Source organism: Amycolatopsis jiangsuensis (genome assembly GCF_014204865.1).
GTDB lineage: Bacteria > Actinomycetota > Actinomycetes > Mycobacteriales > Pseudonocardiaceae > Amycolatopsis > Amycolatopsis jiangsuensis.
Window position 1 is genome coordinate 5,446,395 of sequence record NZ_JACHMG010000001.1, and the last position, 18,346, is coordinate 5,464,740.

21 protein-coding genes are annotated in these 18,346 nt (G+C 70.6%); 14 read left to right on the top strand and 7 right to left on the bottom strand.

Going from position 1 to position 18,346, the window contains the following annotated elements:
• Positions 1-40 precede the first annotated feature (40 nt).
• Both BJY18_RS24620 and BJY18_RS24625 read left to right on the top strand, forming a co-directional pair.
• Entirely contained in the window at positions 41-1,207 is a 1,167-nt protein-coding gene (locus BJY18_RS24620; protein WP_184782276.1) for a pyridoxal phosphate-dependent aminotransferase, read from the top strand.
• A 484-nt stretch (positions 1,208-1,691) separates the two neighbouring features.
• Complete coding sequence (locus BJY18_RS24625; protein ID WP_184782278.1) at positions 1,692-1,877, top strand: hypothetical protein; 186 nt, start codon at positions 1,692-1,694, stop codon at positions 1,875-1,877.
• A 54-nt stretch (positions 1,878-1,931) separates the two neighbouring features.
• Here the strand turns inward: BJY18_RS24625 and BJY18_RS24630 are convergent, their stop codons facing one another.
• Both BJY18_RS24630 and BJY18_RS24635 read right to left on the bottom strand, forming a co-directional pair.
• The gene (locus tag BJY18_RS24630; protein ID WP_312873946.1) at positions 1,932-2,513 is read right to left on the bottom strand and encodes an HAD-IA family hydrolase; all 582 of its coding nucleotides are present in this window, start codon (positions 2,511-2,513) and stop codon (positions 1,932-1,934) included.
• Between the two features lie 16 nt (positions 2,514-2,529).
• Positions 2,530-3,552, bottom strand: coding sequence for a threonine aldolase family protein (locus BJY18_RS24635; RefSeq protein ID WP_184782280.1), 1,023 nt, complete (start codon positions 3,550-3,552; stop codon positions 2,530-2,532).
• A gap of 132 nt (positions 3,553-3,684) precedes the next feature.
• Between BJY18_RS24635 and BJY18_RS24640 the strand changes: the two genes are divergently transcribed.
• The 3 genes from BJY18_RS24640 to BJY18_RS24650 are packed head-to-tail and all read left to right on the top strand — an operon-like array spanning position 3,685 to position 5,530.
• The gene (locus BJY18_RS24640; RefSeq protein ID WP_184782282.1) at positions 3,685-4,194 is read left to right on the top strand and encodes a SigE family RNA polymerase sigma factor; all 510 of its coding nucleotides are present in this window, start codon (positions 3,685-3,687) and stop codon (positions 4,192-4,194) included.
• Positions 4,187-4,894 (top strand): hypothetical protein, encoded by a 708-nt coding sequence (locus tag BJY18_RS24645; RefSeq protein ID WP_184782284.1) that lies wholly within the window; start codon positions 4,187-4,189, stop codon positions 4,892-4,894. Before BJY18_RS24640 ends, BJY18_RS24645 begins: the two co-directional genes overlap by 8 nt.
• A gap of 36 nt (positions 4,895-4,930) precedes the next feature.
• A complete protein-coding gene (locus tag BJY18_RS24650) occupies positions 4,931-5,530 on the top strand; it encodes a TetR/AcrR family transcriptional regulator (RefSeq protein WP_184782286.1) in 600 nt (199 codons plus the stop codon).
• Between the two features lie 27 nt (positions 5,531-5,557).
• Here the strand turns inward: BJY18_RS24650 and BJY18_RS24655 are convergent, their stop codons facing one another.
• The 3 genes from BJY18_RS24655 to BJY18_RS24665 are packed head-to-tail and all read right to left on the bottom strand — an operon-like array spanning position 5,558 to position 7,861.
• Positions 5,558-6,250 (bottom strand): FadR/GntR family transcriptional regulator, encoded by a 693-nt coding sequence (locus tag BJY18_RS24655; protein ID WP_184782287.1) that lies wholly within the window; start codon positions 6,248-6,250, stop codon positions 5,558-5,560.
• A 16-nt stretch (positions 6,251-6,266) separates the two neighbouring features.
• Positions 6,267-7,250, bottom strand: coding sequence for a lactonase family protein (locus tag BJY18_RS24660; RefSeq protein ID WP_184782289.1), 984 nt, complete (start codon positions 7,248-7,250; stop codon positions 6,267-6,269).
• Positions 7,247-7,861: a bifunctional 4-hydroxy-2-oxoglutarate aldolase/2-dehydro-3-deoxy-phosphogluconate aldolase gene (locus BJY18_RS24665; protein WP_184782291.1), complete on the bottom strand. Its 615-nt coding sequence runs from the start codon at positions 7,859-7,861 to the stop codon at positions 7,247-7,249. The genes BJY18_RS24660 and BJY18_RS24665 overlap by 4 nt, the downstream gene beginning before the upstream one ends.
• A 97-nt stretch (positions 7,862-7,958) precedes the next feature.
• On the opposite strand from BJY18_RS24665, the gene BJY18_RS24670 reads away from it, so the two are divergent.
• Both BJY18_RS24670 and dgoD read left to right on the top strand, forming a co-directional pair.
• Positions 7,959-8,681 (top strand): SDR family NAD(P)-dependent oxidoreductase, encoded by a 723-nt coding sequence (locus BJY18_RS24670; protein ID WP_184782293.1) that lies wholly within the window; start codon positions 7,959-7,961, stop codon positions 8,679-8,681.
• Positions 8,682-8,694: 13 nt separating this feature from the next.
• The gene (gene dgoD / locus BJY18_RS24675; protein WP_184782295.1) at positions 8,695-9,843 is read left to right on the top strand and encodes a galactonate dehydratase; all 1,149 of its coding nucleotides are present in this window, start codon (positions 8,695-8,697) and stop codon (positions 9,841-9,843) included.
• A gap of 42 nt (positions 9,844-9,885) precedes the next feature.
• Here the strand turns inward: dgoD and BJY18_RS24680 are convergent, their stop codons facing one another.
• Positions 9,886-10,932 (bottom strand): methyltransferase, encoded by a 1,047-nt coding sequence (locus tag BJY18_RS24680; RefSeq protein WP_184782297.1) that lies wholly within the window; start codon positions 10,930-10,932, stop codon positions 9,886-9,888.
• 173 nt (positions 10,933-11,105) lie between these two features.
• Between BJY18_RS24680 and purB the strand changes: the two genes are divergently transcribed.
• The 6 genes from purB to BJY18_RS24710 all read left to right on the top strand — a co-directional run bounded on the left by purB (position 11,106) and on the right by BJY18_RS24710 (position 16,730).
• Entirely contained in the window at positions 11,106-12,533 is a 1,428-nt protein-coding gene (purB, locus tag BJY18_RS24685; protein WP_184782299.1) for an adenylosuccinate lyase, read from the top strand.
• A gap of 137 nt (positions 12,534-12,670) precedes the next feature.
• The gene (locus BJY18_RS24690) at positions 12,671-13,474 is read left to right on the top strand and encodes a substrate-binding periplasmic protein (protein WP_184782301.1); all 804 of its coding nucleotides are present in this window, start codon (positions 12,671-12,673) and stop codon (positions 13,472-13,474) included.
• A gap of 70 nt (positions 13,475-13,544) precedes the next feature.
• Entirely contained in the window at positions 13,545-14,306 is a 762-nt protein-coding gene (locus BJY18_RS24695; RefSeq protein WP_184782303.1) for an ABC transporter substrate-binding protein, read from the top strand.
• Between the two features lie 5 nt (positions 14,307-14,311).
• Positions 14,312-15,067, top strand: coding sequence for an amino acid ABC transporter permease (locus BJY18_RS24700; RefSeq protein ID WP_184782305.1), 756 nt, complete (start codon positions 14,312-14,314; stop codon positions 15,065-15,067).
• A complete protein-coding gene (locus BJY18_RS24705) occupies positions 15,064-15,810 on the top strand; it encodes an amino acid ABC transporter ATP-binding protein (RefSeq protein ID WP_184782307.1) in 747 nt (248 codons plus the stop codon). Before BJY18_RS24700 ends, BJY18_RS24705 begins: the two co-directional genes overlap by 4 nt.
• Before the next feature lie 32 nt (positions 15,811-15,842).
• The gene (locus BJY18_RS24710) at positions 15,843-16,730 is read left to right on the top strand and encodes an MOSC domain-containing protein (RefSeq protein WP_184782309.1); all 888 of its coding nucleotides are present in this window, start codon (positions 15,843-15,845) and stop codon (positions 16,728-16,730) included.
• Here BJY18_RS24710 and BJY18_RS24715 read toward each other — a convergent pair.
• Positions 16,613-17,437 carry an SAM hydrolase/SAM-dependent halogenase family protein gene (locus BJY18_RS24715; protein ID WP_281393700.1) on the bottom strand — a complete coding sequence of 275 codons (825 nt, stop codon included), beginning with the start codon at positions 17,435-17,437 and terminating at the stop codon, positions 16,613-16,615. The two genes, BJY18_RS24710 and BJY18_RS24715, sit on opposite strands and share 118 nt — an antisense overlap.
• Positions 17,438-17,454: 17 nt before the next feature.
• Between BJY18_RS24715 and BJY18_RS24720 the strand changes: the two genes are divergently transcribed.
• Positions 17,455-18,336, top strand: a complete 882-nt coding sequence (locus tag BJY18_RS24720; RefSeq protein WP_184782311.1) for a phosphoribosylaminoimidazolesuccinocarboxamide synthase — start codon at positions 17,455-17,457, stop codon at positions 18,334-18,336.
• Positions 18,337-18,346: the final 10 nt, after the last annotated feature.

An 18,346-nucleotide genomic window follows, 5' to 3' on the forward strand; every position in this document is an offset into this window, starting at 1 on the left:
GGGTGGTCCGCTCACCCCGGCAAGGCCTTAGCCTGACGGCATGGTCGACATCGGTGCTTTCGGCGGTCCCGCGTTGCGGGCGGGCGTGCCTCCCTTCCATGTGATGGACGTGCTTTCCGCCGCGCAGGCCCGGCAGCGCAGCCACGGCGACGTCGTTTCGCTCGCTGCCGGTCAGCCGTCGGTGCCCGCGCCGGAGCCGGTGCGGCGGGCGGCTGCCGAGGCGCTGGGCAACCACACCCTCGGCTACACCGAGCAGCTCGGCATCCCCGAGCTGCGCGAGGCGGTCGCCGGGCACTACCGGCGTACTTACGACCTCGACGTGGCCGCGCAGGACGTCGTCATGACCACCGGTTCGTCCGGCGGCTTCCTGCTGTCGTTCCTGAGCGCGTTCGATCCCGGCGCGCGGGTCGCGATGGCGCGTCCCGGTTATCCGGCCTACCGGAACCTGCTGACCGTGCTCGGGTGCGAGGTCGTCGAGTTCCCGACCACCGCGGAGACGAACTTCCAGCCCACTGTCGGCCTGCTCGAGAAGCTCGGGCCGCTCGACGGGCTCATCGTGGCCGCACCGGCCAACCCGACCGGCACCGTGCTGCCGCCCGGCGAGCTGGCCGCGATCTCCGGCTGGTGCGCCTCGCACGGCGTACAGCTGGTCAGCGACGAGATCTACCACGGTATTTCCTACGGCGGTCAGCTCGACTGCGCCTGGCGGTACGGCCGGGAGTCACTCGTGCTCGGCTCGTTCTCGAAGTACTTCGCGATGACCGGCTGGCGGCTCGGCTGGATGCTGGTACCGCAGCGGCTGCACCGCGCGGTCGACGTGCTGACCGGCAACTTCACCATCTGCCCTCCGGCCCTTTCGCAGCACGCGGCGGTGGCGGCGTTCACGCCGGAGTCCTACGCCGAGGCCGACGCGCACGTGGCGCACTACCGCGGCAACCGCGACCGGCTGTTCGCCGGCCTGAAAAGCATCGGAATCGACAAGCTCGCTCCGGCCGACGGCGCCTTCTACGCCTACGCCGACGTGTCGGAGTACACCACCGACAGCCTCAGCTGGTGCCAGCGCCTGCTCGCGGACACCGGAGTCGCCATCGCCCCCGGCATCGACTTCGACCCCACCGACGGCGGCCGCTTCGTGCGGTTCTCCTTCGCCGGAACAGCCGCGGACCTCGACGAGGGAGTCCGCAGACTGGGGGCCTGGCTGAGGTGAGTGGAGGTTCAGGGGGAACCCGGAAAGCTTTTGCCATGGGCCACTGATCAGCGGGTCCGGTGGTTCTCAAGGCTGCCAGGCCGTCACGCAGTCGTCGCAGAAGCCACGAGCTTCGCGCTGACCAGCTCCACGACGCCGACCCCGCCGCACCCAGTCAGCCGCAAGCGCCTCCCGAGAGCGAGCCGTCCCACGGCAGCGCAAGGGGCCGGTCCGTCCAGGTCGGAGCAGACCGGCCCAGGCCGTCACCAGGCCGTCGCACGTCCGAACCCGCTCGGCTTCAACCGGATCCAACCGGCGTGAAACCGCAGGTCACGCTAGCCAGACGACGAGAGGACCAGGACAGGGCGACCAGGAAAGAGGGCTCAGGGGGAACCCGGAGATCCCCCTGAACGTTGGCGGGAGACAGCGCTATTTCGGCGGCCGGATGGCAGGCTGGTGGGTACCGGGCCGGAGTGGCGCGGGGACTGCTGAGCTCGGAGGGGTCATGTTCTGGAAGATCGTCGGAGGACTCATCGTCGCCTGGATCGCCTTCATGGTGCTCGGCGGGATCCTCGGGTTCGTGTTCAAGGCGGTGCTGTGGATCGCGATCATCGGCGGCGCGGTGTTCCTGGGCACCGCGGCCTACGGCGCGATCTCCGGCAAGAAAGGTTCCAAGCGGATCAACGGCTGACGCCGCGTACGCAGGTCCGTGAAGGCCTCCTCCGCGCAGGTGGCCTTCACGGCATCAGCCGAGCGCGGCGCGGGCGGCCTCGGTGCCGTCCCACACGTGGGCGCGGATGCCCACTGCCCTTGCGCCCTCCACATTGGACTCCCGGTCGTCGAAGAACAGGCAGTCGGCCGGTTCGGCGCCGAGCTGGTCCAGCAGCAGGTGGTAGATCTCCGCGTCCGGTTTCGCGCAGCGGACGTCGCCGGAGAAGATCAGGTGGCGGAAGAGTTTCGCCCACTCCTGCGTGCGCACCCATGCGCCGAACGACACCGAGGCGTTCGACAGCAGGGCGAGCGCGGCACCGGCCTCGGCCAGTGATTCCAGCAGCTCGACCGACGACGGGACCAGGTGCGTCCAGCCCGCCACGTCCAGTTCGGTGAGCTCGGCCGACTTCGTCTCGTCGACCTCGACACCCAGCCGTTCGCCGATCGAGGTCCAGTACGCCAGGTCCGTGGAACCACGGTCGTAGGCGTCCCGCAGCTCCCAGTAGGCCGGTTCGAACGCCGCCGCCGAAACCCCCATGGCCGCGGCCAGTTCCGGAATCGCGGTGGTGCGGGTGCACAGCACCTCGCCGTAGTCGAACACGATCCAGTGGGGCACGGGGCTCCTCTTCCGGTCAGGCACCGTCGTCGATGCGGCGCAGCGCTTCTTCGATGTCGGCGGCGGAAAGATCGCGGTGCGTGGTGAACCGCACCTTGCCCGCCATCGGCACGGTCCGGATGCCGAGCGAGTCCAGCCAGCTCAGCGCGGTCGGCAGATCCGGCACGTCGGCGAGCACGATGTTGGTGTCCGGCGGGGTGACGCGCCAGCCGTGTTCGGTCAGGCCGGTGGCCAGCCGCTGCGCGAACTCGTGCGTTTCGCCCAGCTCGTCGGCCCGGTCCAGGGCCACCAGACAGGCCGCGGCCAGCACGCCGCCCTGGCGTACGCCGCCGCCGAGCATCTGCCGCATCCGGCGCGCGTGCTCCACGAACTCCTCGCTGCCCGCGACCACCGAGCCCACGGGTGCGCCGAGGCCCTTGCTGAAACAGGCCGACACGCTGTCCACCCCGACCGTCAGCGCCGCGGGCGGCACCTGCAGCGCCACCGCCGCGTGCCAGATCCGCGCGCCGTCCAGGTGCACGGTGAGCCCGGACTGCTTCGCGACCGACAGCAGCCGCGCGTGCTCGTCCGGCGGGGTGACCGCGCCACCCGCCGCGTTGTGCGTGTTCTCCAGGCACAGCAGTGTGGTGCGGAGCGCGAAGTACGGCCCGGTGGTGCCGATCGCGGCGGCCAGCGTCTCCGGGGTGGGCCGGCCGGGGCCCGCGTCGTGCTCGAGCAGGTCCGGCATCCCGCCGGCCAGCCAGGCCGCCGAGCCGAGTTCGTTGGCGAGCACGTGCGCGCCGCGCGTGGCGAGGAACCGGTCACCGCGGCGCAGGTGCACGCTCAGCGCGATCAGGTTCGCCATGGTGCCGCTGGGCGTCCACAGCGCGGCCGGCATGCCGAGCACCTGGGCGGCGCGCTGCTCCAGCCGGGCGATGGTGGGGTCGGTTCCGATGACGTTGTCGTCGACTTCGGCCTCCGCCATGGCCTGGCGCATGACGTCGTCCGGACGGGTGACGGTGTCGGAGCGGAAATCGATCGGCCGGACTGAGCTGGTCACGAACCGATCACATCACAACACCGGGGTCCGGTTCAACGTGCCCGGGTGGAACTCGTCCGGCCGGCCGTGCAACCGTGGACGCCCCCGGATCCGTCCTCCCCCTGACAACGCACGAGTGGAGCTGCAGAGCGCGTGGACCAGCGCGACGAACAGGAGTTCGCGGAGTACTTCGCCGCGAAGCGGGATGCCGTCCGCCGGACCGCGTACCTGCTCTGCGGTGACTGGCACAAGGCCGACGACCTCGCCCAGACGGCGTTCGTCGCGCTGCACCGGAGGTGGAAGAAGATCAGGGACCGCGCGGCCACCGACGCCTACCTGCGCAAGACGCTGGTGCGTGCGGTGATCGACGAATCGCGCCGGCCGTGGCGGCGGGAGCGGCAGACGGACGTGCTGCCGGAACCGGTGCCGGACGGCCCGGGCCTTGCCGAACGGGTCGCGACCAGGGAGGACCTGCTCGCGGCGTTGAAAGAGGTCCCGCCACGGCAGCGGGCGGTGCTGGTTCTGCGCTACTTCGACGGGCTCGACGTGGGCGCCGCGGCGAAGGCGCTCGGCTGCAGCGAAGGCAACGTGAAGAGCCAGACGGCGCGGGGGCTGGCGAACCTGCGGCAGGTGCTGGAACGGGAGGTGGAGACCGGTGGATGAGCACGACGTGGAGAAGTTGTTCTCCGGCGCTCCCGGTGACGTGCCTTCGCCGACCTTCGACGTGGCCGACGTGGTCCGGCGTTCACGCCGCGAGACGCTGCGCCGGCGCAACCGGTTTACCGCGGGTGCCGCCGCGGTACTCGTGGCCGCGGGGTTCGGAACCTGGGGAATCGTGGGCAGTACGGGCGGAACGTCCGGTTCGCCCGCCACGCTGAATTCCGCCGGGGGTCCGGCGCAACCCAGTGCGTCGGCCGCACGTCCTCTGGGTACTGACAGCGGAAGTGTCCAGAACTTCCCGGCCCAGCCTTCTCGGCAGGGAGACAGCGGGGACGGGAGGACCGGCCCTCGGGTCGAAGGCACCCACGGGTGCGCACGGGTGGACTGGGAGCTCGCCACAGCCCTCGCTGGCGAGCTCCCAGGCCACTTGACCGCCAAGGGTGCCTCCCCGGGCAGCGTGTGTACGACGGGTGCGCGCGGCGCGGGGTTCCCGCTCGCCGACGGTGCGATCTCGGTCGCCGTCTTCCCCGCGGGCAAGCCGGTCGCGGTGCCCGCTCAGCCGGCCGGCGCGGCCAGCCTGCGGCGGACGACCCCCGGCGGTGCGACGCTGGTACTCGTCAGCGTGCCCGGGACGACCGGCGATCCGGCGCCGTACGCGGGGGACCTCGACCGGTACGCGGACGGCCTGGCTGCCCGGTTCTGACTGCTGCCTGTGGCGTGGCTGGCAGAATGACCGGCCATGACCGCCGCAGCGACCACGCCCAAAGGTGAGCGACGCCGGGCGGCGCTGGTCGAAGCCGCGGCGGAGCTGCTGGCCGAGGGCGGATTCGACGCGGTCCGCCACCGCGCGGTCGCCGAGCGCGCCGGGCTGCCGCTCGCGTCGACCACGTACTACTTCGATTCGCTCGAAGACCTCGTGACCGCCGCGGTCGAACACCATTCGCGGGCCGAGCTGGACAACGGCAGGCGCAGGCTGGACGAGCTGGCCACCCGCAACCGCGGGGTGCAGGCCACCGTGGAACTGGTGCTGGATCTGCTGCTGGGCCCGTCGAGTGGTGATCCCGAGGCGGACGCGGAAGCCGTGCTGCTGCGGTACGAACGGCTCGTCGCCACCGGACGGCGCCCGTACCTGCGCCCGCTCATGCGCACGTTGTCCGCGCAGCTGGACGAGTTGCTGACCGAGATCTTCGCCCGCTCGGGCACCCCGGTGACCGAGGCGGAGCTGGAGAAACTCGTCGCGCTGGTGGACGGCGCGGTGGTGAACGCGCTGATCGCGATCGATCCCGCGCCGCGGACCGCTGCCGCCCGGATGTTGAACGCGGCGCTGTCGGACGACTGAGGCGTTGCCGGACAGGGGTTCCTGGGTTCAGCCTCGGGCCCGGTCGAGGTCGTCGTGCGATTTCGCGACCAGGGCCAGCATCGCGGATTCCGCGCCGGCCGGGTCACCGGCGGCGACGGCGTCCAGCACCGCACGGTGACTCGGTACCGGATCGTCGCTGCCGCGGGTGCTGTGCACGAGTTCGTCGCGGGCGGCCAGCCCGATCGCGAGCACGCGTTCGACCTGCCGCAGGAAGTTGTTGTGGGTGGCGGTCATCAGCGCGCGGTGGAAGGCGAGGTCGGCTTCGACGCTGGCGTCCGGATCGTCGGCGGCCGCCATCGCGTCCAGCGCTTTCCGCAGTGCGGTGAGGTCCTCGTCGCTCGCGCGTGCGGCGGCGAGCCGTGCGGCGGCAGGCTCGACCACGGTGCGGACCTCGGTCAGCTCGTCGAAGAGACCGGGGTTTCCGCTCGCCGCGGTCTGCCAGCGCATCACGTCGGCGTCCAGCACGTTCCAACGCTCGCGCGGGCGCACGAACGTGCCGCGCTTCTGCCGCGCGTCGATCATCCCCTTGGCGGCCAGCACTTTCAGTGCCTCGCGGAGCACAGTCAGGCTGATGTCCAGCTCCTCGCGCAGGGCGGGCAGATCGAGCACAGTGCCTTCGCCCCACTCTCCGGACACGATCCGGGCGGCCAGCGTCTCCACGGTCTGGCCGTGCAGACCGCGAGGGCGATGTTCGGTCACAGTGCCTTCCTTCGAGTCACAGGGGAAGAACGAAGCTCGGTGACCCCGTACGGAAACGGCGAGGCTCGACTTTGCCGAGATCTGCCAACGGAAACGCGGTGATCACGTCGTCCTGCTGCGCGGCGACGTAGCAGACTTCCCCGACCACGGCGAAATGCCGGGGATGCGCGCCGCACGGCTGGTCGGCCTTCGCCCGTGCGCCTTCGAACGACGTGACACAGTCCGGCCCGCGGTTGGAAAGGTAGGTGCCGGATTCCAGAACTTCCAGGTGCGCCACCAGCGACGCGCCGCCCGCGGCGGTGGCCGGGGTGCTGGCAATGACTTCGAAATCACCCACGGACGTCTCGCGCACGGTCAGCAGCTCACCGGAAAGTTCGCCCACCACATAGGCTTCCGCGCTGCCCGGAACGCGGACGAGTTGCCGTGGCCCGGTTCCCGGCGGCAGCTTCGACACCGATCGCGGCGAGAGCTTGCCCGCAGCCGAAACCGAGTAGCTGCGGATCTCGTCGGTGCCCAGATCCACCGCGCTCACCACGGAACCGTCGGGCGAAGGCACCGCCATGTGCACGTGGGCGCTTTCCTGCCGCTCGGCGTCCGGTCCGCCACCGCTGTGCTGCACGAGGTCGGTGCGGCCTTCGATCCGGCCGTCCGCGCGAAGCGCGAACACCGCCAGGCTGCCTCCGGTGTAGTTGGCGCAGAACAGGAATCGTCCATCAGGGGAAACCGCGAGGTGACACGGATCCGCCCCGCCGGTGGCCTCGACGTCGAGCGCGGTCAGCTCGTCCCCGGAGAGCGAAATCGACGTGACCTCACCGGTTTCGGTTTCGTTGGCGGCGTAGACCATCGGCAGCGCCGGATGTTTTGCCAGCCACGACGGCGAGGCCATCGGCAAGGTCGACTCGTGCGTCAACTCTCCCGAGGACGCCCGGCGCAGGACCGAGACACCCGTGCCGTTACCGCCCTTTTCCGCCGTGTAGCAGCCGACCAGTACCGCGCTCACCCGTCCTCCCGCACCATCGCGGCGACCCTGGCCCGGGTCTCCTCAGCCGAACCACGGGTCAGCGCCGAGCCGATTCCACAGGCCACCGCGCCGGCCGCGAGCCATTCCGGTACGTCGCCGGGAGCGATGCCACCGGTCGGCACGAGCGGGGCCTGCGGCACTGCCGCGCGTACGTCCTTCACCCACTGCGGGCCCAGCGCCGAGGCCGGGAAAACCTTCACCGCGTCGGCGCCTTCTTCCAGCGCACGCACGATTTCGGTGACCGACCCGGTGCCGGGAAACGCTGCCGCGCCGTACCGATGCGCTGTCCGCAGGACCTCGGTGTGCAGGGACGGAGACACGAGGAACCGCGCGCCGGCCCGGATCGCCGCCGTGGCGGACGACTCGTCGAGCACCGTGCCCGCCCCGACCGTCGCGTCCGGATACGCCGCGGCCAGCTCTTCGATGGCGGCCAGCGCACCCGGGTTCGTGAGTGGCACCTCCACCGAACCGAGCCCCGCGTCGAGCACCGCCCGCGCCGCCGCGACCGCCGACGCCGCGTCCGCGGTCCGCACGATGCCCACGACCCCCTGTCGCAGCGCCTCCTGCGTGATCTGCCACCGATACCTCATCAACGCACCTCCTCGCGGCCACCTTGGCACGTCCGTCAGGGTATCGCGTGAAAACATAAATTATGGTTTATTCTCGGGACGGCTGCGAAGGAGGACCATGTCCACCAGCACGACGTCCATCGAGAAGGCGTCCACCGAACGGAAGACCGCCGTCGTGACCGGAGCGGCCACCGGGATCGGTGCCGCCACCACCCGGCAGCTCGAGGCCGACGGCTACCGCGTCGTCGGAGTGGACATCGCCCCGCTCACCGATGGTGTACAGGGCGATGTCGCCGACGACGACACCTGGCGCCGGGTGCTGGACACCGCAGGTGCGGTCGACGCGCTGGTCAGCAACGCCTACGTGCCCACCACCGGGCCCCTGCACGAGACCGACCGGCAGCAGTGGCAGCGTCAGCTGGACGTGAACCTCACTGCCTCGTACTTGGCGATGCGAGCCTGCCTGCCCTCACTGCGTGCGCGGGGAGGGTCGGTCGTGCTGGTGTCCTCGGTGCACGCGCGGTTCGGTCTGCCGGGCCATCCGGCGTACGCGGCCGGCAAGGGCGCGCTGATCGCGCTGGCCCGGCAACTGGCCGTCGAGTACGCGCCGGACGTGCGGGTGAACGCCGTACTGCCGGGCCCGGTGCGTACTCGCGCGTGGGCCCGGGTCGGCGACGACGACCGTGCCCGCAGCGCCCGGGCGACTCCGGCCGGACGGCTCGGCGAGCCGGACGAGATCGCGGCGGCCATCGCGTTCCTGCTCTCGCCCGCGGCCTCGTTCGTCACGGGCGCCGACCTGACCGTCGACGGCGGCTGGTCGGCCGCCAAGGATTCCGCATAGGAGGTAGGGCCGGGTGAAGATCACCGGGATCGAGACGTTCCTCGTCCAGCCGCGCTGGCTGTTTCTCAAGGTCAGTACGGACGAGGGCATCTGCGGCTGGGGCGAGCCCGTGGTGGAGGGTCGCGCGGACACCGTGCGCGCCGCTGTGCACGAGCTGGCCGAGCTGGTCGTCGGCAGGGACCCGCTGCGCATCGAGGACCACTGGCAGGTGCTGCGCCGGGGCGGTTTCTACCGCGGTGGCCCGGTGCTCTCCAGTGCGCTGGCGGGCTTCGACCACGCGTTGTGGGACATCGCCGGGAAGGTGCGCGGGGTGCCCGTGCACGAACTGCTCGGCGGACCGGTGCGCGATCGCGTGCGGGTGTACTCCTGGGTGGGCGGTGACCGCCCGTCCGGCATCTTCGACGCGGTGTCCGCGCAGGTCGAGGCGGGTTTCACCGCGGTGAAGATGAACGTCGCCGGCCCGCTCGGGCCGATCGTCTCCCCCGCGGAGGCGAACGCCGCGCTTGACCGGGCGCGGCAGGCGCGCGAAGCCCTTGGTCCGGACCGCGACCTGGCGATCGACTTCCACGGCCGCGTTTCGCCGGCGATGGCGCGGCGGCTGGTGAAAATGCTCGAAGAGGTCCAGCCGATGTTCGTCGAGGAGCCGATCCTGCCCGAGCTGCCCGCCGAGGTGCTCTCCTCGGTGGTCGAGGCGTCGACGGTGCCGATCGCGACCGGGGAACGGCTCTTCTCGCGCTGGGAGTTCAAACCGGTGCTCGACGCGGGAATCGCGGTGGTGCAACCGGATCCGTCGCATGCGGGCGGGATTTCCGAGCTGCGGAGGATCGCCTCGCTCGCCGAGATCTACGGTGCGAGCCTGGCCCCGCACTGCCCGCTCGGCCCGATCTCCCTGGCCGCGGCCATGCAGGTGGCGTTCGCGACGCCCAACTTCCTGATCCAGGAACAAAGCCTCGGCATGCACTACCACGACGGCCACGAACCGGTCGCCTACCTGGCCGACTCCGCGTTGTTCCGGTTCACCGACGGCTACGCCGCCCGCCCGGAAGGCCCCGGCCTCGGCATCGAGGTGGACGAGGAGGCAGTGCGGCGCGCCGACGAGACCGGGCACCGATGGCGCTCCCCGGTGTGGCGGCTCGACGACGGTGGTCTCGCCGAATGGTGAGGCGCGGGAGACGCCCACCGGAGGGTGGGCGTCTCCGGCGCCTCAGAGCGTACGGAGCCGCCAGAGTGAGGTGACCTGATCCATGGCCCGCGCCGGCCGTGGCGCGAGATCGGCGCGCGCGGCCACCCGAAGCCCCGCGGCACGGATCCGGCCGAGCAGCTCGGCACGGGTGCGAAGGCCGAGGTGCTCGGCGAGGTCGGACAGCACGAGCCAGCCCTCGCCGTTCGCGGTCAGATGGTCGGCGAGGCCGTCGAGGAACTGGTGGAGCATCCCGGAGCCGGCGTCGTAGACGCCCAGTTCCACCGGTGAGGCAGGACGCCCCGGCAACCACGGTGGATTGCACACGACCAGGTCGGCGCGGCCGCTCGGCCACCGGCTCGTCTCCACCACCCGCACCTGCCCGGCCAGTCCGAGCCGCGTCAGGTTCGTCCGCGCGCACGCCACCGCTCGCGGGTTCACGTCGGTGCCCATCACCCGCACGCCACGCCGAGCCAGCACCGCCGCGAGCACGCCGGTACCGGTGCCGAGATCGAACGCGACCGCGGCTCCCGCGGGCAACGGCGCCCGGGCGACCAAGTCCACGTAATCGCCACGGGTCGGTGAGAAGACGCCGTAATCCGGATGAATCCGTGCGTTCAACGCCGGGATTTCGACACCGCGCAGATGCCATTGATGAGCCCCGAGCACGCCGAGGAGTTCGGACAGCGACACCACGGTCGCCCCGTTCGCCGGGCCGTAGGCGTGGTCGCATGCCGCGCGCACGTCGGGTGCGCGTCGAAGCCGCAGTGAGTGGTCGGGTTCCAGCAGGACCAAGAGCTTGCCGAGCAGGCCGGCCCGTTCGGCCTGTGCGGCGCGGTGGCCGCCGGCGGGTTGCCGCAGCCGCCGGGCCATCGCCCGCAGCAGCTGGCGGGCGTTGGGGAAGTCACCGCGCCACAGCAGTCCGGTCCCGGAGCGGGCCAGGCGCTGCGCTGTGTTCGCAGTGATCCGGTCGTCGGCCACGACGACGTTCTCGGGCGCCGGGGCCGAGTTCTCGGAATGCCAGCGCGCGGAGCGGGGTGTTTCGTTTTCGGTCCACGTGATGGTGGACATGAGGGTCTCCCAGTGCGACGAAGGTGCCTTTCGATCGGCGACGCTTCGCGCGGGAGTACGCGATCAGGCCTCCCGCGTCGAAACGCGGAAGCGATCGCCCAGCACCATTCCCATACCCATGGCGCCCATGGTCCCACAGCTGTGGCGCTGACCTGCGCAGGTATCGTGGTCGCGTGACGGACAAGCCTCGTATCCCGAATGTGCTCGCCGCCCGGTACGCCTCACCCGAGCTGGTGCGGCTGTGGTCTCCCGAGCGCAAGGTGGTGCTGGAGCGCCAGCTGTGGCTCGCCGTGCTGCGGGCGCAGAGCGAGCTGGGCGTCGAAGTGCCCGACGGGGTGCTCGCCGACTACGAGCGGGTCGTCGAGCAGGTCGACCTCGAGTCGATCGCCGCCCGCGAGCGGGTGACCCGGCACGACGTCAAGGCCCGGATCGAGGAGTTCAACGCACTCGCCGGGCACGAGCACGTGCACAAGGGCATGACCTCGCGCGACCTCACCGAGAACGTCGAACAGCTGCAGCAGCTGCGTTCGCTGGAGCTCATCCGCAGCCGGGTCGCCGCGGTGCTCGCCCGGCTGGCCGCGCTCGGCCTCGAGCATTCCGATCTGGTGATGGCGGGCCGTTCGCACAACGTGGCCGCGCAGGCGACCACGCTCGGCAAGCGGTTCGCCAGCTCCGCCGACGAGCTGCTGGTCGCCTTCGCCCGGCTCGACGACCTGATCGGGCGCTACCCGCTGCGGGGCATCAAGGGACCGGTCGGCACCGCGCAGGACATGCTCGACCTGCTCGGTGACGAATCCGCGCTGCAGCAGCTGGAAACGCGGATCGCCGAGCACCTCGGGTTCGCGAACCACTTCGTGAGCGTCGGCCAGGTTTACCCGCGTTCCCTCGACTTCGACGTGCTGTCCACTGTGGTCCAGCTGGCCGCCGCGCCGTCCAGCCTGGCCAAGACGATCCGGTTGATGGCCGGGCACGAGCTGGTCACCGAGGGCTTCAAACCCGGCCAGGTCGGCTCGTCGGCCATGCCGCACAAGATGAACACCCGGTCGTGCGAGCGGGTGAACGGCCTCGCCGTGGTGCTGCGCGGCTACCTGTCGATGATCGGCGAACTGGCCGGTGACCAGTGGAACGAGGGCGACGTCTCGGATTCCGTGGTGCGCAGGGTCGCGCTGCCGGACGCGTTCTTCGCACTCGACGGCCTGTTGGAAACGTTCCTCACCGTGCTCGCCGAATTCGGCGCGTTCCCGGCCGTGGTGGAACGTGAGCTCGACCGCTACCTCCCGTTCCTGGCGACCACCAAGGTGCTGATGGCCTCGGTGCGCCGCGGTGTCGGACGGGAGACCGCGCACGAGGCGATCAAGGAGAACGCCGTCGGCGTCGCGCTGGCGATGCGTGAGCGCGGTGCGGAGAACGACCTGCTCGACCGGCTCGCCGCCGACGCCCGGCTTCCGCTCGACCGCGCCGAGCTGGACGACCTGCTCGCCGACCGGATCTCGTTCACCGGTGTCGCCCCGCGGCAGGTGGCGGAGGTCGCGAGCCGCGTGGAGGACGTGCTGAAGCGGTTCCCGGACGCCGCGGCCTACGCACCGCAGCCGATCCTGTGACCGCCCGCACGCTGTCCACCAGCTGAGACGGGCTTACCCGATCGAGCGAAATCCCTAGGCTCGCCCGCAGAACCCCGGAAGCGCCAGGCCGCACCCCGCGGCCTGGCGCTTCTTGCCGTGCGCACCAGGAAGAAGCCATGAGAAGGATCCTCAGCACCCTCGCCCTCGTCGTGACCGCCACCGCGGGGCTCGCCGCCTGCGGATCGTCGGACGCCTCCGGTCAGACCCTGCGGGTCGGCACCCTCACCGACGCACCGCCGAGCATTTTCCTCGACCACGGCCGGTTCACCGGCTACGACAACGAGCTGCTGCGGGACATCGCCCGGCGCGAAGGATTCCAGGTCGAGTTCGTCGGCACCGAGTTCTCCACCCTGCTCGGGAAGGTCGCCGGCGGACAGCTCGACATCGGCAGCTCGACCATCTCCGCGACCAGCGCACGCAAGAAGACCGTGGCCTTCTCGAACGGCTACGACACCAGCTACACCACCGTGGTCACCACGAAGGGTGCCGCGCTGACCGGCGCGGGCTCGTTCGCGGGCAAGCGGCTCGGCGTGGTCCAGGGCTCGGTGCAGGACGAGTTCGCGGGCAAGCTGGCCGGCGCCCAGGTCGTGCGGTTTCCGGACTACAACGCCGGGTTCGCCCAGCTGCGCGGCGGCGGTCTCGACGGCTGGGTGGTGCCGAAGGACATCGGCCAGAAGTACCGCGACCAGAACCCGGCTGTTCCGCTGGAATTCGGGTACACCGTGCTGGACAAGGACACCCCGTCCGCGTTCGCGGTCGCCAAGTCCGACACCGACCTGCTGGACAAGATCAACGACGGCCTCGCCAAGGCCATCGCCGACGGCACCGCGGCCCGGCTGCACGCGCAGTTCTTCAAGGCCGCGCCGATCGCGAAGGAACTCGGCAAGGGCGGGCCGGGCCTGCCGGTGCGGAACTCGTGAACAAGATCGGTGATTGGCATAAGCTTCACCGGCGATTCCCGCCGACCGGTTCGCCAAGTCGAGGAGTGACATGAAGAAGCTGATGGTCACCGCCGTTGCCGCGGCGCTGGTAGCCGGGCTCACCGCCTGCGGCGGGGCGGACGCCGACACGCTGCGCGTCGGCACGCTGAGCGACTCCCGGCCCAACGCCTACCAGGAGAACGGCACGTACACCGGATTCGACAACGAGCTGCTCCGGGCGATCGCCGACAAGGAGGGGCTGAAACTCGAGTTCGCCTCGAGTGACTTCTCCGCGCTGCTCGGCCAGGTCGCCAGCGGTTCGTTCGACGTCGGCAGCGGTGGCATCGCGCAGACCGACGAGCGCAAGAAGACGGTGGCGTTCAGCGATCCGTACAACTATCAGTCGCTCGGCATCGAGGCGAAGCCCGCCGCCGGGGTCAGCGACGAGAACTCGCTGGCAGGCAAGCGGGTCGGCGTGGTCCAGGGCACCGTGTCGGACACCTGGCTGGGCGCGAACGCCCCGACCGCGCAGGCGGTGCGCTTCCCGAACGACGCGGCCGTGGTCGGCGCGCTGAACTCCGGCGGTGTCGCGGCGGCGGTGTTCGACCAGGTCTCGGCCGAGGACTACGCGAAGAAGAACCCCGGGCTGAAGGTCGCGAAGGTGATCACCACGACCATTCCGCACGGGTTCGCGGTGCGCAAGGGCAACAGCGAGCTGCTGAACAAGCTGAACGACGGCATCAAGAAGGTCGTCGCGGACGGCACCTGGCAGAAGATGCACCAGCGGTTCGAGCCCGGCCTGCCGGTACCGGCCGACTTCAAGGCCAAGTAGTACCGATGGATCAGTTCCTCGACACGTTCCTGAACTGGGACTACATCTGGCAGGTGTTCCCGGACCTGCTCAAAACCGGACTGGGCAACACGCTGATCCTGTCCGTCACCTCGGCGGTGATCGGCACGGTGCTGGGCATGGTGCTCGCGATGATGGGGCTGTCCACGAAACGCTGGCTGCGCTGGCCGGCTCGGGTGTACACGGACATCTTCCGCGGTCTGCCGGCGATCCTCACCATCCTGGTGATCGGCCAGGGCCTGTTCACGCTCGCGCGCGGGCTGGTCGGCACGAACCCGTACCCGCTGGGCATCCTGGCGCTCAGCCTGATCGCGGCGGCCTACATCGGGGAGATCTTCCGGTCCGGCATCCAGAGCGTCGACAAAGGACAGCTGGAGGCCAGCAGGGCACTCGGCATGAGCTATACCAGGGCGATGCTGCTGGTGGTCATCCCGCAGGGGGTGCGCCGGGTGCTGCCCGCGCTGGTCAACCAGTTCATCGCGCTGGTGAAGGATTCCACGCTGGTGTACTTCCTCGGGTTCATCACCTCGCAGCGTGAGCTGTTCCGGATCGGGCAGGACCTCGCGGCCAACACCGGCAACCAGTCGCCGCTGGTCGCCGCCGGGGTGGTGTACCTGGTGATCACGATCCCGCTGACGCATCTGGTCAACTTCATCGACAAGCGGCTGCAGACCGGCGGCAAGGTGCGCCCCGGTACGGGACAGAGCAACGAACTCTCGGCCGGTGGGGCGGTGAGCCAGTGACGACGGCGGCGGAAGTACGTTCCTCTTCGGTGGAACTGCGTGACATCCACGTCAGCTTCGGCACCCTCGAGGTGCTGCGCGGAGTGGATCTGAAGGTGCCCAGCGGAAGCACGACCTGCGTGATCGGCCCGTCCGGTTCCGGCAAGTCGACGTTGCTGCGCTGCGTGAACCGGCTGCAGGAACCCGGCAGCGGTGACCTGCTGCTGGACGGCGAGAGCGTGATCCGCTCCGATCCGGACGCGTTGCGCCGGCGAGTGGGCATGGTGTTCCAGCACTTCAACCTGTTCGGCCATCGCAGCGTGCTGGACAACATCGTGCTGCCGCTGCGCAGTGTCCGTAAGTTGTCCAAAGAGGACGCCGCGGAGGTGGCGAGGGCGAGGCTGGCCGAGGTGGGCCTCGCGGACAAGGCGCCGTACCGGCCCACCGCGCTCTCCGGTGGCCAGCAGCAGCGGGTGGCGATCGCCCGGGCGCTGGCCATGGAGCCCGAGGTGATGCTGTTCGACGAGGCCACCAGCGCGCTGGACCCGGAACTGGTCAAGGGCATCCTGGACCTGATGGCGGGGCTGGCCGGCCGTGGTCTGACCCTGCTGGTGGTGACTCACGAGATGGGCTTCGCCCGCCGGGTCGCCGACGAGGTGGCGTTCATGGACAGCGGCCGGATCGTCGAACACGGCACCCCCGAGCGCGTCTTCGACGCCCCGTCGAGTCCGCGCCTGCGGCAGTTCCTGTCGCAAGTGCTCTGAGCGCCTCGTGAGTGGCGGTTAGGCTGGGCGGTATGGCGACCGTCTCGCAGCTCACGTACTACCCGGTGAAGGGCTGCGCCGGTACGTCGCCGGAGGTCGCGGAGGTGACGCCGGCGGGGCTGGCGCACGACCGTTCGTTCATCGTCGTCACCGCGGACGGGGACTTCCGCAGCCAGCGGCGGTTTCCGGCGCTGGCGGCAGTGCGGCCGCGAGTGCTCGACGGCGGGGCGCGGCTCGCGTTGTCCGGTCCGGGTGTGCAGGACCTGGTGGTCGAGGTCCGCAGGGAGGGACGCCGGCATCCGGCGAGCACGTTCAACTGGCGTGGCGAGGGCGTCCACCAGGGCGCCGACGCGGCCGAATGGTTTTCCACGGTGCTGGGCGTGCCCTCGGTGCTGCTCGGGGTCGCGCCCGGGCACGAGCGGGTGACGAGCGGGCAGACACCGGGGACCGCCGCGTTCGCGGACGGGCACGCGGTGCTCGTCACCTCGGAGTCCTCTTTGGACAGTCTTAACGAGCGAATCGCGGCCCGCGGCGGGGAACCGGTGCCGATGGACCGGTTCCGGCCGAACGTAGTGATCCGTGGATGGGTCGAGCCGCACACTGAGGACCAGGTGCGCGGACTGCGCGCCGGCGGGGTGGAGCTGGCCTACGCCAGGCTGTGCGTGCGCTGCGCGGTGCCGATGGTCGACCAGGACACCGGCGAGCGTCGTGGTCCGGAGCCGATCCGCACGCTCGCTTCGTACCGCCGTGATCCCGACGGCGGGGTGCTGTTCGGGATGAAGGCGGCGGTGACCCGGCCCGGTCAGCTGGCTGTGGGCGACGCGGTGATGGTGCATTCGTCGGTCGGACTCAGCCCGAGCACGGCGGAGGCCGAACCGCCGTTCACGGCCACCGCGAGCCTGCCCGCCGAGTCCGGGTAGACGAGGTTCGCGCCCACCGGCACGTCGGCGAAGGTCCGGCCGACCTCCGCGGGAACGGCAAGTCGTTCGGTGTGCACGGTGACCGTGCCGGTCAGGCCGGACAGTTCGAGGTCCGCGCGAGTCGCGGCGAGCTGGACGTTGCCGAAGTGGTCGACGGTCAGCACGTCCGAGACGAGCTTGCCGGGCAACGCGGCGACCAGCGGGTCCGGCAGCCGCACCAGGTCCGGCACTGCGGGGCCGAAAGAGGCGGGCGCGTCGCCGCGGGCCAGCCGCGCGGCCGCCGGCGCGAACACGTCGCGGCCGTGGAACGTCGCGGACGCGGGTTCGGGCCCGTTGATCACGTACGCGGCCGCCACGCCACCCAGTGCCTCGGCTGCGGGCACCAGTAGCCCGTTGTCCGGTCCGACGAGCAGACCGTGCGCGGCGACGACGACCACGCCGCGGCGCGCGGTGCCGACGCCGGGGTCGACGACCGCGAGGTGCACGGCCTTGGGCAGGTACGGCACGGTCTGCGCGAGGACCGCGGCGCCGTGGCGCACCTGCTGTGGCGGCACGAGGTGTGTCACGTCGAGTACTCGGACGTCGGGAGCCACCCGCGCGATGATCCCGTGGCAAGCGGCCACGAAGCCGTCACGCAGCCCGTAGTCAGTGGTGAAGGAGATCCAGCGGTAGGCCATGACCTGCATCATCCTCGATTCGAGGGGCATCGGGTTAGGGTGCAGCGGTGACGACGCTCGCCGATTACCCGAAGATTTCCGCCGGCAAGGTCCGGGAGCTGTACGCGGTCGGAGACGACCATCTGCTGCTGGTCGCTTCGGACCGCATCTCCGCGTACGACTTCGTGCTGGACACGCCGATCCCCGACAAGGGGCGGGTGCTGACGGCGATGAGCGTGTTCTGGTTCGAGCAGCTGTCGGACCTGCTGCCGAACCACTTGGTCGCGTACGACGACCCGCGCATCCCGGCGGAGGTGCGTGGTCGCGCGTTGCTCGTACGGCGGCTCGAGATGCTGCCGGTGGAAGCAGTGGCGCGCGGCTACCTCACGGGCTCCGGGTACGCGGACTACCGGCGTACAGGCGCAGTGTGCGGCGTACAGCTGCCCGAGGGGCTCACGGAGGCGTCGAAGCTGCCTTCGCCGATCTTCACGCCGGCGACGAAGGCCGCGCTCGGCGAGCACGACGAGAACGTCTCGTTCGAAGCAGTGGCGGCGCAGATCGGCGCGAAGCGAGCGGAGGAGGTCCGCGAGGCGACGCTCGCGGTGTACCGCCGTGGCGCGGAACTGGCGGCGGAACGCGGGATCCTGCTGGCGGACACGAAGCTGGAGTTCGGTGTCGACGAGACGGGAGCGCTGGTGCTCGCGGACGAGGTGCTGACGTCGGACTCGTCGCGGTACTGGCCGGCGCAGGGGTACGAGCCGGGCAGGGTGCAGCCGTCGTTCGACAAGCAGTACGTACGCGACTGGCTGACCGGGCCGCGGTCGGGATGGGACCGGAAGTCGGAGGAGAAGCCGCCGAGCTTGCCCGAAGAGGTGGTGGAGGCGACGAGGGAGAGGTACGTGGAGGCGTACGAGAGGATGACGGGGCTGTCGTTGGAGCAGTGGGGGTAGCCCGGGAGGC